The organism is Enterobacter sp. CFEC122, from assembly GCF_052983755.1.
Genome location: NZ_JBRIQR010000031.1, coordinates 43,816 through 60,331, shown reverse-complemented (window position 1 = coordinate 60,331; position 16,516 = coordinate 43,816). Strand labels below are relative to the sequence as shown.

The window sequence follows — 16,516 nt, the reverse complement described above, 5'->3', positions numbered from 1 at the left end:
GTGTGGGGCTAACAGCGTCTGGCCGGTTGGCTGAATATAGCCCCCACGCGCCCAGACCGGGCCGTATTTGAATTTCGCTGCGGCTTTGTAGAGGCTGATACCGCTCTTATCCCCGGACCAGTCTTCATCATAGGCTTTGTTGCTGGAGGAGAAGGCGATTTCGTTCGGGTGGCCGCTGTCGCCGTTTTCCGCCATTTCGATCGCGGTGAACGCGGCGATATCCAGACCGAACATATCCGCGGCGTAACCTGACTGGAAGTCCAGGTTGGCGTTCCAGGTGGAGTGCGAGAGGTTGGTTTTATATTTATCTTCAGTGACGTCTTTACGGTCACGCTCACGCTGCCAGTAATAAATACCGCCCGTGAGGGTAGAATCTTCGATGAAACCCGCTGCTTTTGCCTCTGGCGCAATCACCAGGCCCGACATTGCTGTCACACCGGCAATAGCCAGCGCCAGCGCACTACGTTTGCCACTGAACGTACGCATAGATTATTCCTCTTTGACGAATTAAAACGCCTGAAACGGCGTAAATAAAAAAGACCAAATGGTCAGGGGTAGTGTTAAATACCCTCGAATTAACTACCGTCTTTAGGTTATTTTTCGCGACGCGAATTATCAATGCTTTTCAGCGGGCAAAAGTCAGGATTATGACGAAGTGCACATAATTGGTAGTGCTTTGTAACATTTACAGGAAGGCGAGGAATGACGGGAAATTCTCAGCTATTTCAGTGTCCAGGCGTGGGATCGGTTTCCTTTTTTATAACCCTTTTGAATTTCGTAATGGCACAAACTTTTTTTTAAAAAAATAAGTAGCACCTCATTGACCTTTTATTTTCATGACGCCACTTTAACCCCTGGCTTAATACTCTGATCGTTAAATAAAAAAACGCCGCATAATGCGGCGTTTGTTTCTCATTGACCAGAGCAGCAATATTATTCGCCGATCTTCGTCCAGGTATCACGCAGACCCACGGTACGGTTAAATACCGGTTTTTCCGCCGTGCTGTGACGGCTGTCCAGGCAGAAGTACCCTTCACGTTCGAACTGGAACGCTTTGCCTGCTTCAGCCGCTTTCAGAGAAGGCTCCGCATAACCCTGCTTGATCACCAAAGATTCCGGGTTGATGGTCGCCAGGAAGTCTTCCGCCGCACCTGGGTTAGGCACGCTGAACAGGCGATCGTACAGACGAATCTCTACCGGCAGCGCGTGGGATGCGCTCACCCAGTGGATAACGCCTTTCACCTTGCGGCCATCCGCCGGATCTTTACTCAGCGTTTCAGCGTCATAAGAACAGAAGATGGTGGTGATATTCCCTTCCGCATCTTTTTCTACGCGCTCGGCTTTGATGACGTAAGCATTACGCAGACGCACTTCTTTACCCAGCACCAGACGCTTGTACTGCTTGTTGGCTTCTTCACGGAAGTCAGCGCGGTCAATCCAGATCTCGCCGCTGAACGGCACGTCACGGCTTCCCATTTCCGGTTTGTTCGGATGGTTAGGCATGGAGACCAGCTCGCTCTCGCCCTGCGGATAGTTTTCGATAACCAGCTTCACCGGGTCGATAACGGCCATCGCGCGCGGGGCATTTTCATTGAGGTCTTCACGAATGCAGGATTCCAGAGACGCCATCTCAATGGTGTTGTCCTGCTTGGTCACGCCGATACGCTTGCAAAACTCACGGATTGACGCAGCGGTGTAGCCACGGCGGCGCAGACCCGAGATGGTTGGCATACGCGGGTCGTCCCAGCCCTCAACGTGCTTGTCGGTGACCAGCAGGTTCAGCTTACGCTTGGACATCACGGTGTATTCCAGATTCAGACGAGAGAACTCGTACTGACGCGGATGCACTGGAATGGTGATGTTATCCAGCACCCAGTCGTACAGACGACGGTTGTCCTGGAACTCCAGCGTACACAGCGAGTGGGTGATCCCTTCCAGCGCATCGCTGATGCAGTGGGTGAAGTCGTACATCGGATAGATGCACCACTTGTTGCCGGTCTGGTGGTGTTCTGCGAACTTGATGCGGTACAGCACCGGATCGCGCATCACGATGAACGGAGACGCCATATCGATTTTGGCACGCAGGCACGCTTTGCCCTCTTCGAAGCCGCCGGCACGCATTTTTTCAAACAGCGCCAGGTTCTCTTCCACGCTGCGATCGCGGAACGGGCTGTTTTTACCCGGTGCGGTCAGCGTACCGCGGTATTCACGGATCTCATCTGCAGACAGTTCGTCTACATACGCCAGACCTTTGTTGATGAGCTCTACCGCGTAGGCATACAGCTGATCAAAATAGTCAGAGGAGTAGCAGATATCGCCAGACCAGTTGAAGCCCAACCATTGCACGTCATTTTTGATGGACTCAACGTATTCGATGTCTTCTTTTACTGGGTTGGTGTCATCGAAACGCAGGTTGCACTGTCCCTGGTAGTCTTGCGCAATGCCAAAGTTCAGGCAGATGGACTTCGCATGCCCGATATGCAGGTAGCCATTCGGCTCCGGCGGGAAACGGGTATGAATTGTGGTGTGCTTACCACTGGCCAGATCTTCATCGATGATCTGACGAATAAAGTTACTCGGGCGGGCTTCTGCCTCACTCATCGTGGATTCCTCAAAGCGTAAACAACGTATAACGGCATATGATCTTATAAGCCGGACGTAGTGACAACCCTTAGTTACGGAAAATACGTATCAGATGAAAATAATGGGGGCATTTGCTGCAAAAAAAAGCGGCGGAGGATATCCCCCGCCGCTTAAGGCATGACTCTACTCAGGAGCGATTACTTGCCTTTAATCTCGTACAGCGGGGTTTGACCCGCAACAACCTGACCTTTCGCCTGGATGACCAGACCGCTGAAGTCGTCAATGTTGCTGCAAACCACCGGGCTTATCATGGAACGCGCGTTGGCATTCAGGAAGTCCAGATCCATTTCCAGAATCGGCTGCCCGGCCACCACTTCAGCGCCCTCTTCCACCAGGCGAGTAAAGCCCTGACCATTCAACGCAACGGTATCGATACCCATGTGGACAACGATCTCCGCGCCCTTTTCGGTTTCGAGGCAGAACGCGTGGTTGGTGTTGAAGATTTTCACGATGGTACCGGCAGCAGGAGACACCACGGTTTTATCCGTTGGTTTCACCGCCACACCGTCACCGACCGCTTTGCTGGCGAACGCTTCATCAGGTACCTGCTCAAGGTCAACGACATCACCCGTTACCGGAGAGACCAGCGCGGCCACCGTCACGGCGTTAGGCACAGCCTGCGGCTTCGCAACTGGCGCAGCCGTCGACGCAGGCGCGCTGTCGGTTGATGCTGCCGCGACCGGACCGCGGGCAACCACTTTCTTCATTTCGTCACCGATGGATTCCGCTTTGGCACCCACGATAACCTGGATAGTTTGTTTGTTCAGTTTAACCACGCCCGATGCACCAAGGCGTTTACACATTGCGTCGCTGACGCGCGCCGAGTCACCCACCGTCAGACGCAGACGGGTGATACAGGCATCAATGGCTTTCAGGTTGTCAGTCCCCCCAACGGCAGCGATATAGCTGGTCGCCAGCTGGGTCAGCCCCTCTTCGGTATTGCTATTAGCTTCGTTGGTGACCACTTCGTCTTTGGTGTCTTCACGGCCCGGCGTTTTGAGGTTAAACATACGAATAACCGCAGTGAACAGCACGAAGTAGATGACGAAGAAGACCAGACCCATTACCACCAGCATCCAGACGTTCTTGCTTGCCGCCGGCAGGTTGTACATCAACACGTAGTCGATCGCGCCTGCAGAGAAGGAGAAGCCAGCATGGATACCCAGCAGGGTCGCCACAAACAGGCTGATACCGGTCAGGACCGCATGCATGAGGTACAGCACCGGCGCCAGGAACATGAACAGGAATTCCAGCGGCTCGGTTACGCCGGTCAGGAACGCGGTAATCGCAACGGACAGCAGCATGCCGCCAACCATTGGGCGACGCGCTTTTGGCGCAGCCAGGTACATTGCCAGCGCAGCGCCCGGCAGACCAAACATCATGATTGGGAAGAAGCCAGACATGAACATGCCTGCGGTGCCGTCACCCGCGTAGAAGCGGTTGATGTCGCCGTGGAATACGGTGCCCGCAGCATTGGTGAACTCACCAATCTGGAACCATGCGATAGTGTTCAGCACCTGATGCAGACCGGTTGGGATCAGCAGACGGTTGATGAAACCAAAGATACCTGAGCCAAGTGCACCCGCTGATACAATCCACTCACCACCCGCATGGATCGCATGCTGTACCGGTGGCCAGACGTAGCCAAAGATAGCGGCCAGAACCAGACAGAAGAAACCTGTCGCGATCGGCACGAAACGTTTGCCGCCAAAGAAACTCAGGAAGTCTGGCAGCTTAATGTTTGCCCAGCGGTTGTACACAGCACCACCGACCAGACCGGTAATGATACCTGCCAGCACGCCCATGTTGATTTCTGGGTTAATGGTTACCATCGCTTTCGTCAGGATGAAATAACCGACTGCCCCTGCCAGCGCTGCGGCACCCGCGCTGTCTTTTGACCAGCTAGAGGCAACACCGATGGCGAAAATCAGCGCCAGGTTGTCAAAAATGGCACCGCCAGCCTGAGCAATAAACGGTACGTTAAGAAGATCGGGTTGCCCGAATCGCAGCAGCAGCGCTGCAACCGGTAGCACGGCGATAGGGAGCTGCAAAGCCCTACCGAGGCGCTGGAAAAAACCTAAAATATTCATCCTATTCCCCCTACGAGACCCTTTTTCAGGCTCGCGCATAAACTATGTTTTTATTGTGTCACGAACGATAGATACCGTTGATAATTCACTGGCAGTCTGAGTGTGTGAAAAATTAATTCGTATCGCAAATTAAACACCTATTTTTTGTGATTTTTGTCACCAAATATCGTATTCAGCCCTCCCTTACACTGGCTAACAGTGAAAACTTATTTTATCATTCAAAAAATCAAGACGGATTGATCCGGCCTGAAAGTTTCCAGGTTACGCTTTAGTATCAGGTTCCGAAGCCATCCGCCCACTCTTCTAATTAAACTTTGAGGTGAACAATGAGACTGATTCCCCTGGCAACTGCAGAACAAGTTGGTAAATGGGCCGCTCGCCATATCGTAAACCGCATTAACGCGTTCAAACCGACCGCCGATCGTCCTTTCGTTCTGGGCCTTCCGACCGGCGGCACACCGCTGACCGCTTACAAGGCGCTGGTTGAGATGCATAAAGCAGGCCAGGTTAGCTTCAAACATGTTGTGACCTTCAATATGGATGAATATGTTGGCTTACCGAAAGACCACCCGGAAAGCTACCATAGCTTTATGCACCGCAATTTCTTTGATCACGTTGATATCCCAGCTGAAAATATTAACCTGCTGAATGGAAACGCGCCGGATATTGACGCAGAATGCCGTCAGTATGAAGAAAAAATCCGTTCCTACGGTAAAATCCACCTGTTCATGGGTGGTGTAGGTAATGATGGTCATATCGCGTTTAACGAACCGGCGTCATCTCTGGCTTCCCGTACCCGTATTAAAACGCTGACCCATGACACGCGCGTGGCAAACTCCCGCTTCTTTGACGGTGACGTGAACCAGGTTCCAAAATACGCCCTGACCGTAGGCGTAGGCACCCTGCTGGATGCTGAAGAAGTGATGATTCTGGTGCTGGGCGGCGTGAAAGCGCAGGCGCTCCAGGCTGCTGTTGAAGGCAACGTTAACCATATGTGGACCATCAGCTGTCTGCAGCTGCATCCTAAATCCGTCATCGTCTGCGACGAACCGTCCACGATGGAGCTGAAGGTTAAAACGCTGAAATACTTCAACGAGTTAGAAGCCGAGAACATCAAAGGTCTGTAATTGAATAACCGCCTCTTTCTCAAGAGGCGGCCGCTTTTTTTAACCGGGGGTCGTTATGTACGCTTTAACCCACGGTCGGATTTATACCGGCCATGAAATTCTGGATGACCACGCGATTGTTATCGCGAATGGCCTGATTGAACGTGTTTGCCCGCTGGCAGAACTGCCGCCGGAGATTGAACAGCGCTCACTCAATGGAGCAGTAATCTCCCCCGGTTTCATCGACGTACAGCTCAACGGCTGCGGCGGTGTGCAATTCAATGATACCGCCGATGCGGTAACGGTCGAAACGCTGGAGATCATGCAGAAAGCCAACGAGAAATCGGGCTGCACCAGCTATCTGCCGACGCTCATCACCAGCAGTGATGACCTGATGAAGCAGGGTATCCGCGTGATGCGCGAATACCTGGCCAAACATCCGAATCAGGCGCTCGGTCTGCACCTGGAAGGGCCATGGCTGAACATGGTCAAGAAAGGAACGCATAACCCGGACTACGTGCGTAAACCTGATGCGGAGCTGGTTGACTACATGTGTGCCAACGCCGATGTGATCACCAAGGTGACGCTGGCACCGGAAATGACCGGCACGGACGTCATCAGCAAGCTGGCCGCCGCCGGAATTGTGGTTTCAGCGGGCCACTCAAATGCCACGCTGAAAGAAGCGAAAGCCGGTTTCCGCGCGGGCATTACCTTTGCGACGCACCTGTATAACGCCATGCCATACATCACGGGTCGTGAACCGGGTCTGGTCGGCGCGATTCTGGATGAGCCAGACGTTTACTGCGGCATTATCGCGGACGGCTTACACGTTGATTACACCAACATTCGCAACGCCAAGCGGCTGAAAGGTGACAAGCTCTGCCTGGTAACGGACGCTACCGCACCGGCAGGTGCAAATATTGAGCAGTTCATTTTTGCCGGTAAAACAATATACTACCGCAATGGACTGTGTGTGGATGAAAACGGTACGCTGAGCGGTTCCTCTTTGACCATGATTGAAGGGGTGCGTAACCTGGTTGAGCATTGCGGAATTGCGCTTGATGAAGTCCTGCGCATGGCCACCCTTTATCCTGCGCGCGCTATCGGCGTGGATAAACAGCTTGGCGGAATTGCACCAGGTATGGTTGCAAACCTGACGGCATTCACACACGATTATAAAATTATTAAGACCATCGTTAATGGTAACGAGGTCGTCACTGAGTAAGTAAAAGTATGACACCTGGCGGACAAGCTCAAATCGGTAATGTCGATCTCGTTAAACAGCTTAACAGCGCGGCGGTATATCGCCTGATTGACCAACACGGGCCAATCTCACGTATTCAGATAGCCGAACAAAGCCAGCTTGCTCCCGCCAGCGTGACAAAAATTACCCGCCAGCTCATTGAGCGCGGTTTGATCAAAGAAGTCGATCAGCAGGCCTCCACCGGGGGCCGCCGCGCTATCTCCATTATTACCGAAACCCGCAATTTTCAGGCAATTGGCGTCCGTCTGGGCCGTCATGACACCACGCTCACGCTGTACGATCTGAGCAGTAAAGCCATTGCGGAAGAGCACTATCCGCTTCCGGAACGCACCCAGGAGACGCTGGAGCATGCGCTGCTGAATACCATCGCGCAGTTTATTGAAAGCTGTCAGCGCAAGATCCGCGAACTCATCGCCATCTCGGTGATTCTGCCCGGTCTGGTCGACCCGGAAAGCGGCGTGATCCGCTATATGCCGCACATTCAGGTTGAAAACTGGGGGCTGGTCGACGCGCTGGAAAAGCGCTTTAAAGTGACCTGCTTTGTGGGCCATGACATTCGCTCTCTGGCGCTGGCAGAGCACTACTTTGGTGCGAGCCAGGACTGTGAAGACTCTATTCTGGTGCGCGTTCACCGCGGTACGGGCGCAGGCATTATCTCTAACGGCCGAATTTTTATTGGTCGCAACGGTAACGTCGGTGAGATCGGCCACATTCAGGTTGAACCGCTCGGGGAGCGCTGCCACTGCGGCAACTTTGGCTGCCTTGAAACCATTGCCGCCAACACCGCCATTGAGCAGCGCGTTCGCCATCTGCTTGAACAGGGGTACCAAAGCCGCGTCACGCTGGATGACTGCAAGATAGGCACCATCTGCAAAGCCGCTAATAAAGGCGACGCGCTGGCCTGTGAAGTGATCGAGCAGGTGGGGCGCCATCTGGGGAAAACCATCGCCATCGCCATTAACCTGTTTAACCCACAAAAAGTGGTGATCGCCGGTGAAATTGTGGAGGCGGAAAAGGTGCTGCTCCCCGCGATTGAAGGCTGTATTAACACCCAGGCGCTGAAAGCATTCCGCCAGAATCTTCCGGTGGTTCGTTCAAAGCTTGACCATCGTTCGGCGATTGGCGCGTTCGCGCTGGTCAAACGCGCCATGCTCAACGGAATTCTGCTGCAGCATTTGCTGGAAAGTTGATCGGACCTTATAGTAACGCCTTCTTTTTTTGATGTCGGACTGTCCATGACCATTAAGAATGTAATTTGTGATATCGACGGCGTGCTGATGCACGACAACGTTGCCGTGCCGGGTGCTGCGGAGTTTCTTCACCGCATCATCGACAAAGGAATGCCTCTGGTTCTTCTCACGAACTACCCTTCTCAGACCGGTCAGGATCTGGCAAACCGCTTTGCCACGGCGGGGGTCGACGTCCCGGACAGCGTGTTTTATACCTCGGCGATGGCCACGGCGGATTTTCTGAAGCGTCAGGAAGGAAAAAAAGCCTATGTGGTCGGTGAAGGCGCGCTGATCCATGAGCTGTATAAAGCGGGCTTTACCATCACCGACGTCAACCCGGACTTTGTGATTGTAGGTGAAACGCGTTCCTACAACTGGGAGATGATGCATAAGGCATCCTTCTTTGTGGCTAACGGCGCGCGCTTTATTGCGACCAACCCGGATACCCACGGTCGCGGTTTTTATCCGGCCTGCGGCGCGCTGTGTGCCGGTATCGAGAAGATCTCCGGGCGCAAGCCGTTCTATGTCGGCAAGCCCAGCCCGTGGATCATTCGCGCCGCGCTCAACAAGATGCAGGCCCACTCTGAAGAGACCGTGATTGTCGGCGACAACCTGCGCACCGATATTCTGGCCGGTTTCCAGGCCGGTCTGGAGACGATTCTGGTGCTCTCTGGGGTCTCTCAGCTTGATGACATTGACTCAATGCCGTTCCGCCCAAGCTGGATTTACCCCTCCGTCGATGAAATTGACATCATCTGATACCAAACCACGCCTCAGGGCGTGGTTTTTTATTTTCTCACCTGCAAAACACGACTACATCTAACGAAAAAGCACTTTCATTGCATAATCCTCAATAAAAGCGCTCATGACATACGCGTTTTTCACTGATCTGCAACCACCATTGCACTATTTCCGTTTTCGCCCGTAAAACGCTTGCGCGCCCTGTCCCTTTGCGGCATTTTCATAAGCAAGCAACATTACAAAGCAACAGGGTTAACGGAGAAGGTTATGTGTTCAATTTTTGGCGTACTGGATATTAAAACTGACGCGGGCGAACTGCGTAAAAAGGCACTCGAACTGTCCCGCCTGATGCGCCATCGCGGCCCGGACTGGTCAGGCGTTTACGCCAGTGACAAAGCAATTCTGGCTCACGAACGTCTGTCTATTGTTGACGTCAACGCCGGTGCACAGCCGCTGTATAACGAGAAAAAAACGCACGCGCTGGCTGTCAACGGTGAGATCTATAACCACCAGGCGCTGCGCGCCGAGTACGGCGACCGCTACGCGTTCCAGACCGGGTCCGACTGTGAAGTGATCCTGGCGCTGTATCAGGAGAAAGGTCCCGAGTTTCTGGACGACCTGCAGGGTATGTTTGCCTTCGCCCTGTACGACAGCGAAAAAGACGCTTACCTGATTGGCCGTGACCACATCGGTATTATCCCGCTGTACATGGGCCACGATGAACACGGCAACTTCTACGTTGCGTCTGAAATGAAAGCCCTGGTGCCGGTCTGCCGCACCATCAAAGAGTTCCCGGCAGGCAGTTACCTGTGGAGTAAAGACGGCGAGATCCGTCCGTACTACCAGCGCGACTGGTTCGACTACGACGCGGTAAAAGACAACGTGACGGACAAAGCCGAGCTGCGTCAGGCGCTGGAAGATTCCGTGAAAAGCCACCTGATGTCAGACGTACCTTACGGCGTGCTGCTCTCCGGCGGTCTGGACTCCTCCGTGATCTCTGCCATCACCAAGAAATTTGCGGCTCGTCGCGTGGAAGATCAGGAGCGCTCAGAAGCCTGGTGGCCACAGCTGCACTCCTTTGCCGTGGGCCTGGAAGGCGCGCCGGATCTGAAAGCCGCGCAGGAAGTGGCAAACCACCTCGGCACCGTGCACCATGAAATTCACTTCACCGTGCAGGAAGGCCTGGATGCGATCCGCGATGTGATCTATCACATTGAAACCTATGACGTAACGACAATTCGCGCCTCCACGCCGATGTACCTGATGTCGCGTAAGATCAAGGCGATGGGCATCAAAATGGTGCTCTCCGGTGAAGGTTCTGACGAAGTGTTTGGCGGCTACCTGTACTTCCACAAAGCGCCAAATGCCAAAGAGCTGCACGAAGAGACCGTGCGTAAACTCCAGGCGCTGCATATGTTTGACTGCGCGCGTGCCAACAAAGCGATGTCGGCATGGGGTGTCGAAGCGCGTGTACCGTTCCTGGATAAGAAATTCCTCGACGTGGCGATGCGCATCAACCCGCAGGATAAAATGTGCGGCAACGGCAAGATGGAAAAACATATCCTGCGCGAATGTTTTGAATCCTACCTGCCGGCGAGCGTGGCATGGCGTCAGAAAGAGCAGTTCTCCGATGGCGTAGGCTACAGCTGGATCGACACCCTGAAAGAGGTGGCGGCGAAACAGGTTTCTGACCAACAGCTGGAAACCGCAAGCTTCCGCTTCCCGTATAACACGCCGGGCTCGAAAGAAGCGTACCTCTACCGTGAAATTTTTGAAGAACTGTTCCCGGTACCGAGCGCTGCGGAGTGTGTGCCGGGTGGTCCATCCGTCGCCTGCTCGTCTGCCAAAGCGATTGAATGGGATGAATCGTTCAAATCCATGAACGATCCGTCAGGACGTGCGGTAGGCGTTCACCAGTCAGCCTACAAATAATCACGCATTTCATCATCAGGCCCTGCGGGGCCTGATTTTTTTTGCCCCGCTTTTGCACAGCTAAAACCGATTAATAACCAATAATTGCCGAATATTCGGTCACGCTGTTCGCAACCTAACCAAACAGTCACATTCCGGCTATTTTCGTTGAAAAAGGTGTTGACGCTGCAAGGGTCTATACGCATAATGCGCCCCGCAACGCCGATAAGGTAACGCGAAAAAAAGATGGCTACGTAGCTCAGTTGGTTAGAGCACATCACTCATAATGATGGGGTCACAGGTTCGAATCCCGTCGTAGCCACCATCTTTTTTTGCGGGAGTGGCGAAATTGGTAGACGCACCAGATTTAGGTTCTGGCGCCGCAAGGTGTGCGAGTTCAAGTCTCGCCTCCCGCACCATTCCCGGGTAAGCGTTGCACGGATGGGGTATCGCCAAGCGGTAAGGCACCGGTTTTTGATACCGGCATTCCCTGGTTCGAATCCAGGTACCCCAGCCATATTTCTTCGATTTTGCGGTTCTCCGCGGTATTGGGGTATCGCCAAGCGGTAAGGCACCGGTTTTTGATACCGGCATTCCCTGGTTCGAATCCAGGTACCCCAGCCATCGAAGATTGCAGTACTGGCTACGTAGCTCAGTTGGTTAGAGCACATCACTCATAATGATGGGGTCACAGGTTCGAATCCCGTCGTAGCCACCAAATTGAGATTATCGATCGATTTCGGTAATGAGAAAAAATTGTTGGGGTATCGCCAAGCGGTAAGGCACCGGATTCTGATTCCGGCATTCCGAGGTTCGAATCCTCGTACCCCAGCCAATTTACAAAGTCGTTAAGCAGCTTGTTTAACGCAATTGGGGTGTCGCCAAGCGGTAAGGCTCTGGTTTCTGATACCAGCATTCCGGGGTTCGAATCCCTGCACCCCAGCCACTTAAAACAAAATAGCCCGCTCTGCGGGCTTTTTTGTTTTTATACAGAATTGTGCTGCCTGATGCCCTCACCCTGGCCCTCTCCCACGGGGAGAGGGAAAAAGTTTAGAGTCCGAGAGCGTACTTAAGGGCCTGACGCTTCAGGCCACCGGCACGTTCCGCTGCCATCAGGCCTATATTACGCAGAATACGCACTGGCGCTACGTCATTGCTGAACCCCGCATAGAACAGATCCATCCCCGACTGCATGATGAAGTTATCCGCCATACGTCGCGTCTGATAACGCTTCAGCACCTGATGGCTGGCCCAGTTTTCCGCGTGTCCGCGGGCGTTGCCCAGCACATCCAGCAGGGCATCGACATCACGATATCCCAGGTTCACGCCCTGCCCGGCCAGCGGATGAATAGTGTGTGCCGCATCCCCCACCAGCGCTAAGCCTTCGCGGGCATACTGCAACGCATGACGACGCGTGAGTGGGAACGCCCCGGCGGCGACCGGCGTGACGTGCCCCAGACGGCTCGGGAAGTGCAGCAGGATCTCGCGCTGCAGCTGTTCCATGTTCATCCCCTGCAGCTGACGAATGCGCGCCGGTTTGTCGTACCACACCAGCGACGCCCAGTTATCAAACAGCGGTAAAAAGGCATGCGGGCCGTTCGGCGTAAAGTGCTGCCAGGTGCTTTCGCCCGGCGCATTCTCGCACTCGGCGGTAATCAGCATACAGGACTGTTCATACTGCCAGGCATGAACCCCGATCCCCGCCATCTGTCTGACCTGCGAGTTAGCGCCGTCCGCCCCGATGACCAGCTTCACGGCCAGCTCATCGCCGTTGTCGAGCGTCAGTAGATAGCCACGCTCGTGAGGATGCAGCGCCTTAAGCGACGCAGGCACGCGCAGCGTCACCTTCGGATGCGCCTCCAGCGCCTGCCAGAGCGCCCGCTGGAGCACGTTGTTTTCCACCATATACCCCAGGCGCGGCAGCTTCAGCTCTGCGGCATCAAACGCGACGTGGGCATTTTCCCACTCCCAGGTTTCGAGGCGGCTGTAAGGGTGCGCGCGCATCGCCTGCACTGCCTCCCAGACGCCCAGCCCGCGCAGCAGATCGACGGATGCCGCGCTGATCGCAGAAATGCGCACGTCCGGTTTGCTGGCGGGATCGTAGGCTGGCGGAGCCGCCTGTTCGATTACCGTTACCTCAAATCCCTGCTGTGCCAGCCCCAGCGCCAGCGCGCCGCCGACCATACCGCCGCCGACAACGGCAACTTCGGTGTGTTGGAGTGTCATGGTCAATTTTCCTTATTGGAGAATCCCTTAAGTTTACCGGATTTTTGCGGTCCTGAGACACATAACCTTCATACTGGTCACAACCCCACCAAAGCATTACAATACGCGGCTTGCAATCCTGAGCTGAGCAAGTCGATGACTAAAAAACTCCATATAAAAACCTGGGGCTGTCAGATGAACGAATACGATTCATCCAAGATGGCCGATCTGCTGGATACCACCCACGGATACCAGCTGACTGAAAATGCGAAAGAAGCCGATGTGCTGCTGCTGAACACCTGTTCAATTCGTGAAAAAGCGCAGGAAAAAGTCTTTCATGTGTTAGGCCGCTGGAAACTTCTCAAACGAAAAAATCCGGACCTGATCATCGGCGTGGGCGGCTGCGTCGCGTCGCAGGAAGGCAAGCTGATCCGCCAGAGAGCCCCGTATGTGGACATTGTCTTTGGCCCTCAGACCCTGCACCGTCTGCCTGAGATGATCAATCAGGTTCGTGGCAACCGTAGCCCGGTCGTTGACGTCAGCTTCCCGGAAATCGAAAAATTTGACCGTCTGCCGGAGCCGCGTGCCGATGGCCCGACCGCCTTCGTCTCCATCATGGAAGGCTGCAACAAATACTGCACGTACTGCGTGGTGCCGTACACCCGTGGTGAAGAGGTCAGCCGCCCGGCAGATGACATTCTGTTTGAAATCGCGCAGCTTGCCGCGCAGGGTGTGCGCGAAGTGAACCTGCTGGGCCAGAACGTTAACGCCTGGCGCGGTGAGAACTACGACGGCACGACCGGCAGCTTTGCTGAGCTGTTGCGTCTGGTGGCCGCGATTGACGGCATCGACCGCATTCGCTTTACCACCAGCCATCCGATGGAATTTACCGATGACATCATTGACGTTTATCGCGATACGCCAGAGCTGGTGAGCTTCCTGCACCTGCCGATTCAGTGTGGCTCTGACCGCGTGCTGAACCTGATGGGCCGTCCCCATACGGTGCTGGAGTACAAATCCACCATCCGTAAGCTGCGTGAAGCACGTCCGGATATCCAGATTAGCTCCGACTTTATCGTCGGCTTCCCTGGCGAAACCGCAGAAGACTTCGAGCGCACCATGAAGCTCATCGGCGAAGTGAACTTTGACGTCAGCTACAGCTTCATCTTCTCTGCGCGTCCAGGAACACCGGCGGCCGATATGGTTGACGATGTACCGGAAGAAGAGAAAAAGCAGCGTCTGTATATTCTGCAGGAGCGCATCAACCAGCAGGCTAACGCCTGGAGCCGCCGCATGCTCGGTACCGTACAGCGCATTCTGGTGGAAGGCACTTCCCGCAAGAGCATTATGGAACTCTCTGGTCGTACGGAAAATAACCGCGTGGTGAACTTTGAAGGCACCCCGGATATGATCGGTAAATTTGTGGACGTCGAGATTGTCGAAGTGCTGACCAACTCGCTGCGCGCGAAAGTGGTCCGCACCGAAGACGAAATGGGCCTGCGTATCGCAGAGTCACCGGAATCCGTGATCTCGCGTACCCGCAAAGAAAACGATTCTGGCGTTGGGATTTACCAGCCATAATCCTTCAGGCCTGCCGCTTTGGCAGGCCTTGTATTTCCTCTCATCGCCCCCAATATCTTCCGCAACGCTTGCGCCTTTATTCTGTGGCGTGAATAATTTCGGTAATGACCGTTTTATTGCGCCGTGTGGCAGCGGGTCAGTTAATCAATCAAAGAGGAACAGTTTGAACATAGATACGCGTGAAATTAGCCTTGAGCCAGCAGACAACGCTCGCCTGCTGAGCCTGTGCGGGCCGTTTGATGACAACATCAAACAACTGGAGCGACGTCTGGGTATCGAAATCAATCGTCGCGATAATCATTTCAAACTCACCGGACGCCCTATCTGCGTCAACGCCGCTGCGGACATTCTGCGTAGCCTGTATGTCGACACCTCCCCCATGCGCGGCGAAATTCAGGATATCGAACCGGAGCAGATTCACCTCGCCATTAAAGAGGCGCGCGTGCTTGAGCAGAGCGCGGAGAGCGTGCCGGATTATGGCAAGGCAATCAACATTAAGACCAAGCGTGGCGTCATCAAGCCGCGTACGCCAAACCAGGCGCAGTATATCGCCAATATTCTCGACCACGACATCACCTTCGGCGTGGGGCCGGCGGGTACGGGTAAAACCTATCTGGCCGTTGCCGCGGCGGTCGATGCGCTGGAGCGTCAGGAAATCCGGCGTATCCTGCTGACCCGCCCTGCCGTTGAAGCCGGTGAAAAACTGGGCTTCCTGCCTGGCGATCTGAGCCAGAAGGTCGACCCGTATCTCCGTCCTTTATACGATGCGCTGTTCGAAATGCTGGGCTTTGAGAAGGTCGAGAAGCTCATTGAGCGTAACGTGATCGAAGTGGCCCCGCTCGCCTACATGCGCGGCCGTACGCTGAACGATGCGTTCATCATTCTCGATGAGAGCCAGAACACCACCATCGAACAGATGAAAATGTTCCTGACGCGTATTGGCTTTAACTCGAAAGCGGTGATTACCGGCGACGTCACGCAGATCGATCTTCCGCGCAGCACCAAATCGGGCCTGCGCCACGCCATCGAAGTGCTGGCCGAGGTCGATGAAATCAGCTTTAACTTCTTCCACAGTGAAGACGTGGTACGCCACCCGGTGGTCGCGCGTATCGTTAACGCTTATGAAGCCTGGGAAGAGGCAGATCAGAAGCGTAAGGCCGAAGTGGCCGCAGAACGTAAGCGCGAAGCGCAGGAGCAAGAACAGAAATGAGTCAGGTGATCCTCGATTTACAGCTGGCCTGTGAAGACAATTCCGGCATGCCAGATGAGGCACAGTTTCAGAAATGGCTGGATGCCGTTATCCCCCAGTTTCAGGAAGAATCAGAAGTCACGATTCGCCTGGTGGATGAAGCAGAAAGCCATGAGCTTAACCTGACCTATCGCGGGAAAGATAAGCCGACCAACGTGCTCTCTTTCCCGTTCGAAGCCCCGCCGGGCATCGAGATGCCGCTGTTGGGCGATCTGATCATCTGCCGCCAGGTGGTTGAACAGGAAGCTAAAGAGCAGCAGAAACCTCTTGAAGCCCACTGGGCGCACATGGTGGTACACGGCAGCCTGCATCTGCTCGGCTACGATCATATTGAAGACGACGAAGCGGAAGAGATGGAGTCCCTCGAGACAGAGATAATGCTTGCTCTGGGCTATGAGGATCCGTACATTGCCGAGAAAGAATAGTCAGTCACCGGACTGACTCCCCTGCCGCCACGAAAGGACATCGCGTGGCGGTAAACATTGAACTAACAAGAG

General features: G+C 54.4%; 12 protein-coding genes, 7 tRNA genes and 1 pseudogene. 15 read left to right on the top strand and 5 right to left on the bottom strand.

Going from position 1 to position 16,516, the window contains the following annotated elements:
* The 3 genes and pseudogenes from ACVCAM_RS19340 to nagE form a co-directional block, all read right to left on the bottom strand.
* Positions 1–486, bottom strand: a pseudogene (locus tag ACVCAM_RS19340) (chitoporin); the annotation flags it as partial.
* Positions 487–933: 447 nt separating this feature from the next.
* Positions 934–2,601: a glutamine--tRNA ligase gene (glnS, locus tag ACVCAM_RS19335; protein ID WP_021242997.1), complete on the bottom strand. Its 1,668-nt coding sequence runs from the start codon at positions 2,599–2,601 to the stop codon at positions 934–936.
* A gap of 179 nt (positions 2,602–2,780) precedes the next feature.
* On the bottom strand, positions 2,781–4,733 hold the full coding sequence (gene nagE, locus ACVCAM_RS19330; RefSeq protein ID WP_023326910.1) for a PTS N-acetyl glucosamine transporter subunit IIABC: 1,953 nt from the start codon (positions 4,731–4,733) through the stop codon (positions 2,781–2,783).
* Positions 4,734–5,059: 326 nt separating this feature from the next.
* Here nagE and nagB point away from each other — a divergent pair, with 326 nt between their 5' ends.
* The 5 genes from nagB (at position 5,060) to asnB (ending at position 11,005) form a co-directional block, all read left to right on the top strand.
* Positions 5,060–5,860 carry a glucosamine-6-phosphate deaminase gene (gene nagB, locus ACVCAM_RS19325; protein WP_008501061.1) on the top strand — a complete coding sequence of 267 codons (801 nt, stop codon included), beginning with the start codon at positions 5,060–5,062 and terminating at the stop codon, positions 5,858–5,860.
* A 55-nt stretch (positions 5,861–5,915) separates the two neighbouring features.
* The gene (nagA, locus tag ACVCAM_RS19320) at positions 5,916–7,064 is read left to right on the top strand and encodes an N-acetylglucosamine-6-phosphate deacetylase (protein ID WP_008501059.1); all 1,149 of its coding nucleotides are present in this window, start codon (positions 5,916–5,918) and stop codon (positions 7,062–7,064) included.
* A gap of 8 nt (positions 7,065–7,072) precedes the next feature.
* On the top strand, positions 7,073–8,293 hold the full coding sequence (gene nagC, locus ACVCAM_RS19315; protein ID WP_021242995.1) for a DNA-binding transcriptional regulator NagC: 1,221 nt from the start codon (positions 7,073–7,075) through the stop codon (positions 8,291–8,293).
* 45 nt (positions 8,294–8,338) lie between these two features.
* Positions 8,339–9,091, top strand: a complete 753-nt coding sequence (gene nagD / locus ACVCAM_RS19310; protein WP_008501057.1) for a ribonucleotide monophosphatase NagD — start codon at positions 8,339–8,341, stop codon at positions 9,089–9,091.
* Between the two features lie 249 nt (positions 9,092–9,340).
* Complete coding sequence (gene asnB, locus ACVCAM_RS19305; RefSeq protein ID WP_021242994.1) at positions 9,341–11,005, top strand: asparagine synthase B; 1,665 nt, start codon at positions 9,341–9,343, stop codon at positions 11,003–11,005.
* On the opposite strand, the gene ACVCAM_RS19300 is transcribed toward asnB, so the two are convergent.
* Complete coding sequence (locus ACVCAM_RS19300) at positions 10,996–11,190, bottom strand: hypothetical protein (protein WP_119312017.1); 195 nt, start codon at positions 11,188–11,190, stop codon at positions 10,996–10,998. The two genes, asnB and ACVCAM_RS19300, sit on opposite strands and share 10 nt — an antisense overlap.
* A gap of 42 nt (positions 11,191–11,232) precedes the next feature.
* On the opposite strand from ACVCAM_RS19300, the gene ACVCAM_RS19295 reads away from it, so the two are divergent.
* The 7 genes from ACVCAM_RS19295 to ACVCAM_RS19265 all read left to right on the top strand — a co-directional run bounded on the left by ACVCAM_RS19295 (position 11,233) and on the right by ACVCAM_RS19265 (position 11,930).
* Positions 11,233–11,309: transfer RNA gene (locus tag ACVCAM_RS19295), tRNA-Met, on the top strand.
* A gap of 9 nt (positions 11,310–11,318) precedes the next feature.
* Positions 11,319–11,403 (top strand) — tRNA-Leu (locus ACVCAM_RS19290).
* Positions 11,404–11,426: 23 nt separating this feature from the next.
* Positions 11,427–11,501 (top strand) — tRNA-Gln (locus ACVCAM_RS19285).
* 32 nt (positions 11,502–11,533) lie between these two features.
* A tRNA-Gln gene (locus tag ACVCAM_RS19280) sits at positions 11,534–11,608 on the top strand.
* Between the two features lie 17 nt (positions 11,609–11,625).
* Positions 11,626–11,702: transfer RNA gene (locus ACVCAM_RS19275), tRNA-Met, on the top strand.
* 42 nt (positions 11,703–11,744) lie between these two features.
* Positions 11,745–11,819 (top strand) — tRNA-Gln (locus tag ACVCAM_RS19270).
* A 36-nt stretch (positions 11,820–11,855) separates the two neighbouring features.
* Positions 11,856–11,930: transfer RNA gene (locus tag ACVCAM_RS19265), tRNA-Gln, on the top strand.
* 104 nt (positions 11,931–12,034) lie between these two features.
* On the opposite strand, the gene ubiF is transcribed toward ACVCAM_RS19265, so the two are convergent.
* On the bottom strand, positions 12,035–13,210 hold the full coding sequence (gene ubiF / locus ACVCAM_RS19260; RefSeq protein WP_248210055.1) for a 3-demethoxyubiquinol 3-hydroxylase: 1,176 nt from the start codon (positions 13,208–13,210) through the stop codon (positions 12,035–12,037).
* 135 nt (positions 13,211–13,345) lie between these two features.
* Between ubiF and miaB the strand changes: the two genes are divergently transcribed.
* The 3 genes from miaB to ybeY all read left to right on the top strand — a co-directional run bounded on the left by miaB (position 13,346) and on the right by ybeY (position 16,444).
* Positions 13,346–14,770, top strand: coding sequence for a tRNA (N6-isopentenyl adenosine(37)-C2)-methylthiotransferase MiaB (gene miaB / locus ACVCAM_RS19255; RefSeq protein ID WP_021242573.1), 1,425 nt, complete (start codon positions 13,346–13,348; stop codon positions 14,768–14,770).
* Positions 14,771–14,933: 163 nt separating this feature from the next.
* Complete coding sequence (locus ACVCAM_RS19250; protein ID WP_025912719.1) at positions 14,934–15,980, top strand: PhoH family protein; 1,047 nt, start codon at positions 14,934–14,936, stop codon at positions 15,978–15,980.
* On the top strand, positions 15,977–16,444 hold the full coding sequence (gene ybeY / locus ACVCAM_RS19245) for an rRNA maturation RNase YbeY (RefSeq protein ID WP_008501052.1): 468 nt from the start codon (positions 15,977–15,979) through the stop codon (positions 16,442–16,444). The genes ACVCAM_RS19250 and ybeY overlap by 4 nt, the downstream gene beginning before the upstream one ends.
* Positions 16,445–16,516: the final 72 nt, after the last annotated feature.

Coding starts and splice junctions, on each gene's coding strand:
- glnS (WP_021242997.1), bottom strand. CDS start 2,601: ATGAGTGAGGCAGAAGCCCGCCCGAGTAACTTTATTCGTCAGATCATC.
- nagE (WP_023326910.1), bottom strand. CDS start 4,733: ATGAATATTTTAGGTTTTTTCCAGCGCCTCGGTAGGGCTTTGCAGCTC.
- nagB (WP_008501061.1), top strand. CDS start 5,060: ATGAGACTGATTCCCCTGGCAACTGCAGAACAAGTTGGTAAATGGGCC.
- nagA (WP_008501059.1), top strand. CDS start 5,916: ATGTACGCTTTAACCCACGGTCGGATTTATACCGGCCATGAAATTCTG.
- nagC (WP_021242995.1), top strand. CDS start 7,073: ATGACACCTGGCGGACAAGCTCAAATCGGTAATGTCGATCTCGTTAAA.
- nagD (WP_008501057.1), top strand. CDS start 8,339: ATGACCATTAAGAATGTAATTTGTGATATCGACGGCGTGCTGATGCAC.
- asnB (WP_021242994.1), top strand. CDS start 9,341: ATGTGTTCAATTTTTGGCGTACTGGATATTAAAACTGACGCGGGCGAA.
- ACVCAM_RS19300 (WP_119312017.1), bottom strand. CDS start 11,190: ATGCGTATAGACCCTTGCAGCGTCAACACCTTTTTCAACGAAAATAGC.
- ubiF (WP_248210055.1), bottom strand. CDS start 13,210: ATGACACTCCAACACACCGAAGTTGCCGTTGTCGGCGGCGGTATGGTC.
- miaB (WP_021242573.1), top strand. CDS start 13,346: ATGACTAAAAAACTCCATATAAAAACCTGGGGCTGTCAGATGAACGAA.
- ybeY (WP_008501052.1), top strand. CDS start 15,977: ATGAGTCAGGTGATCCTCGATTTACAGCTGGCCTGTGAAGACAATTCC.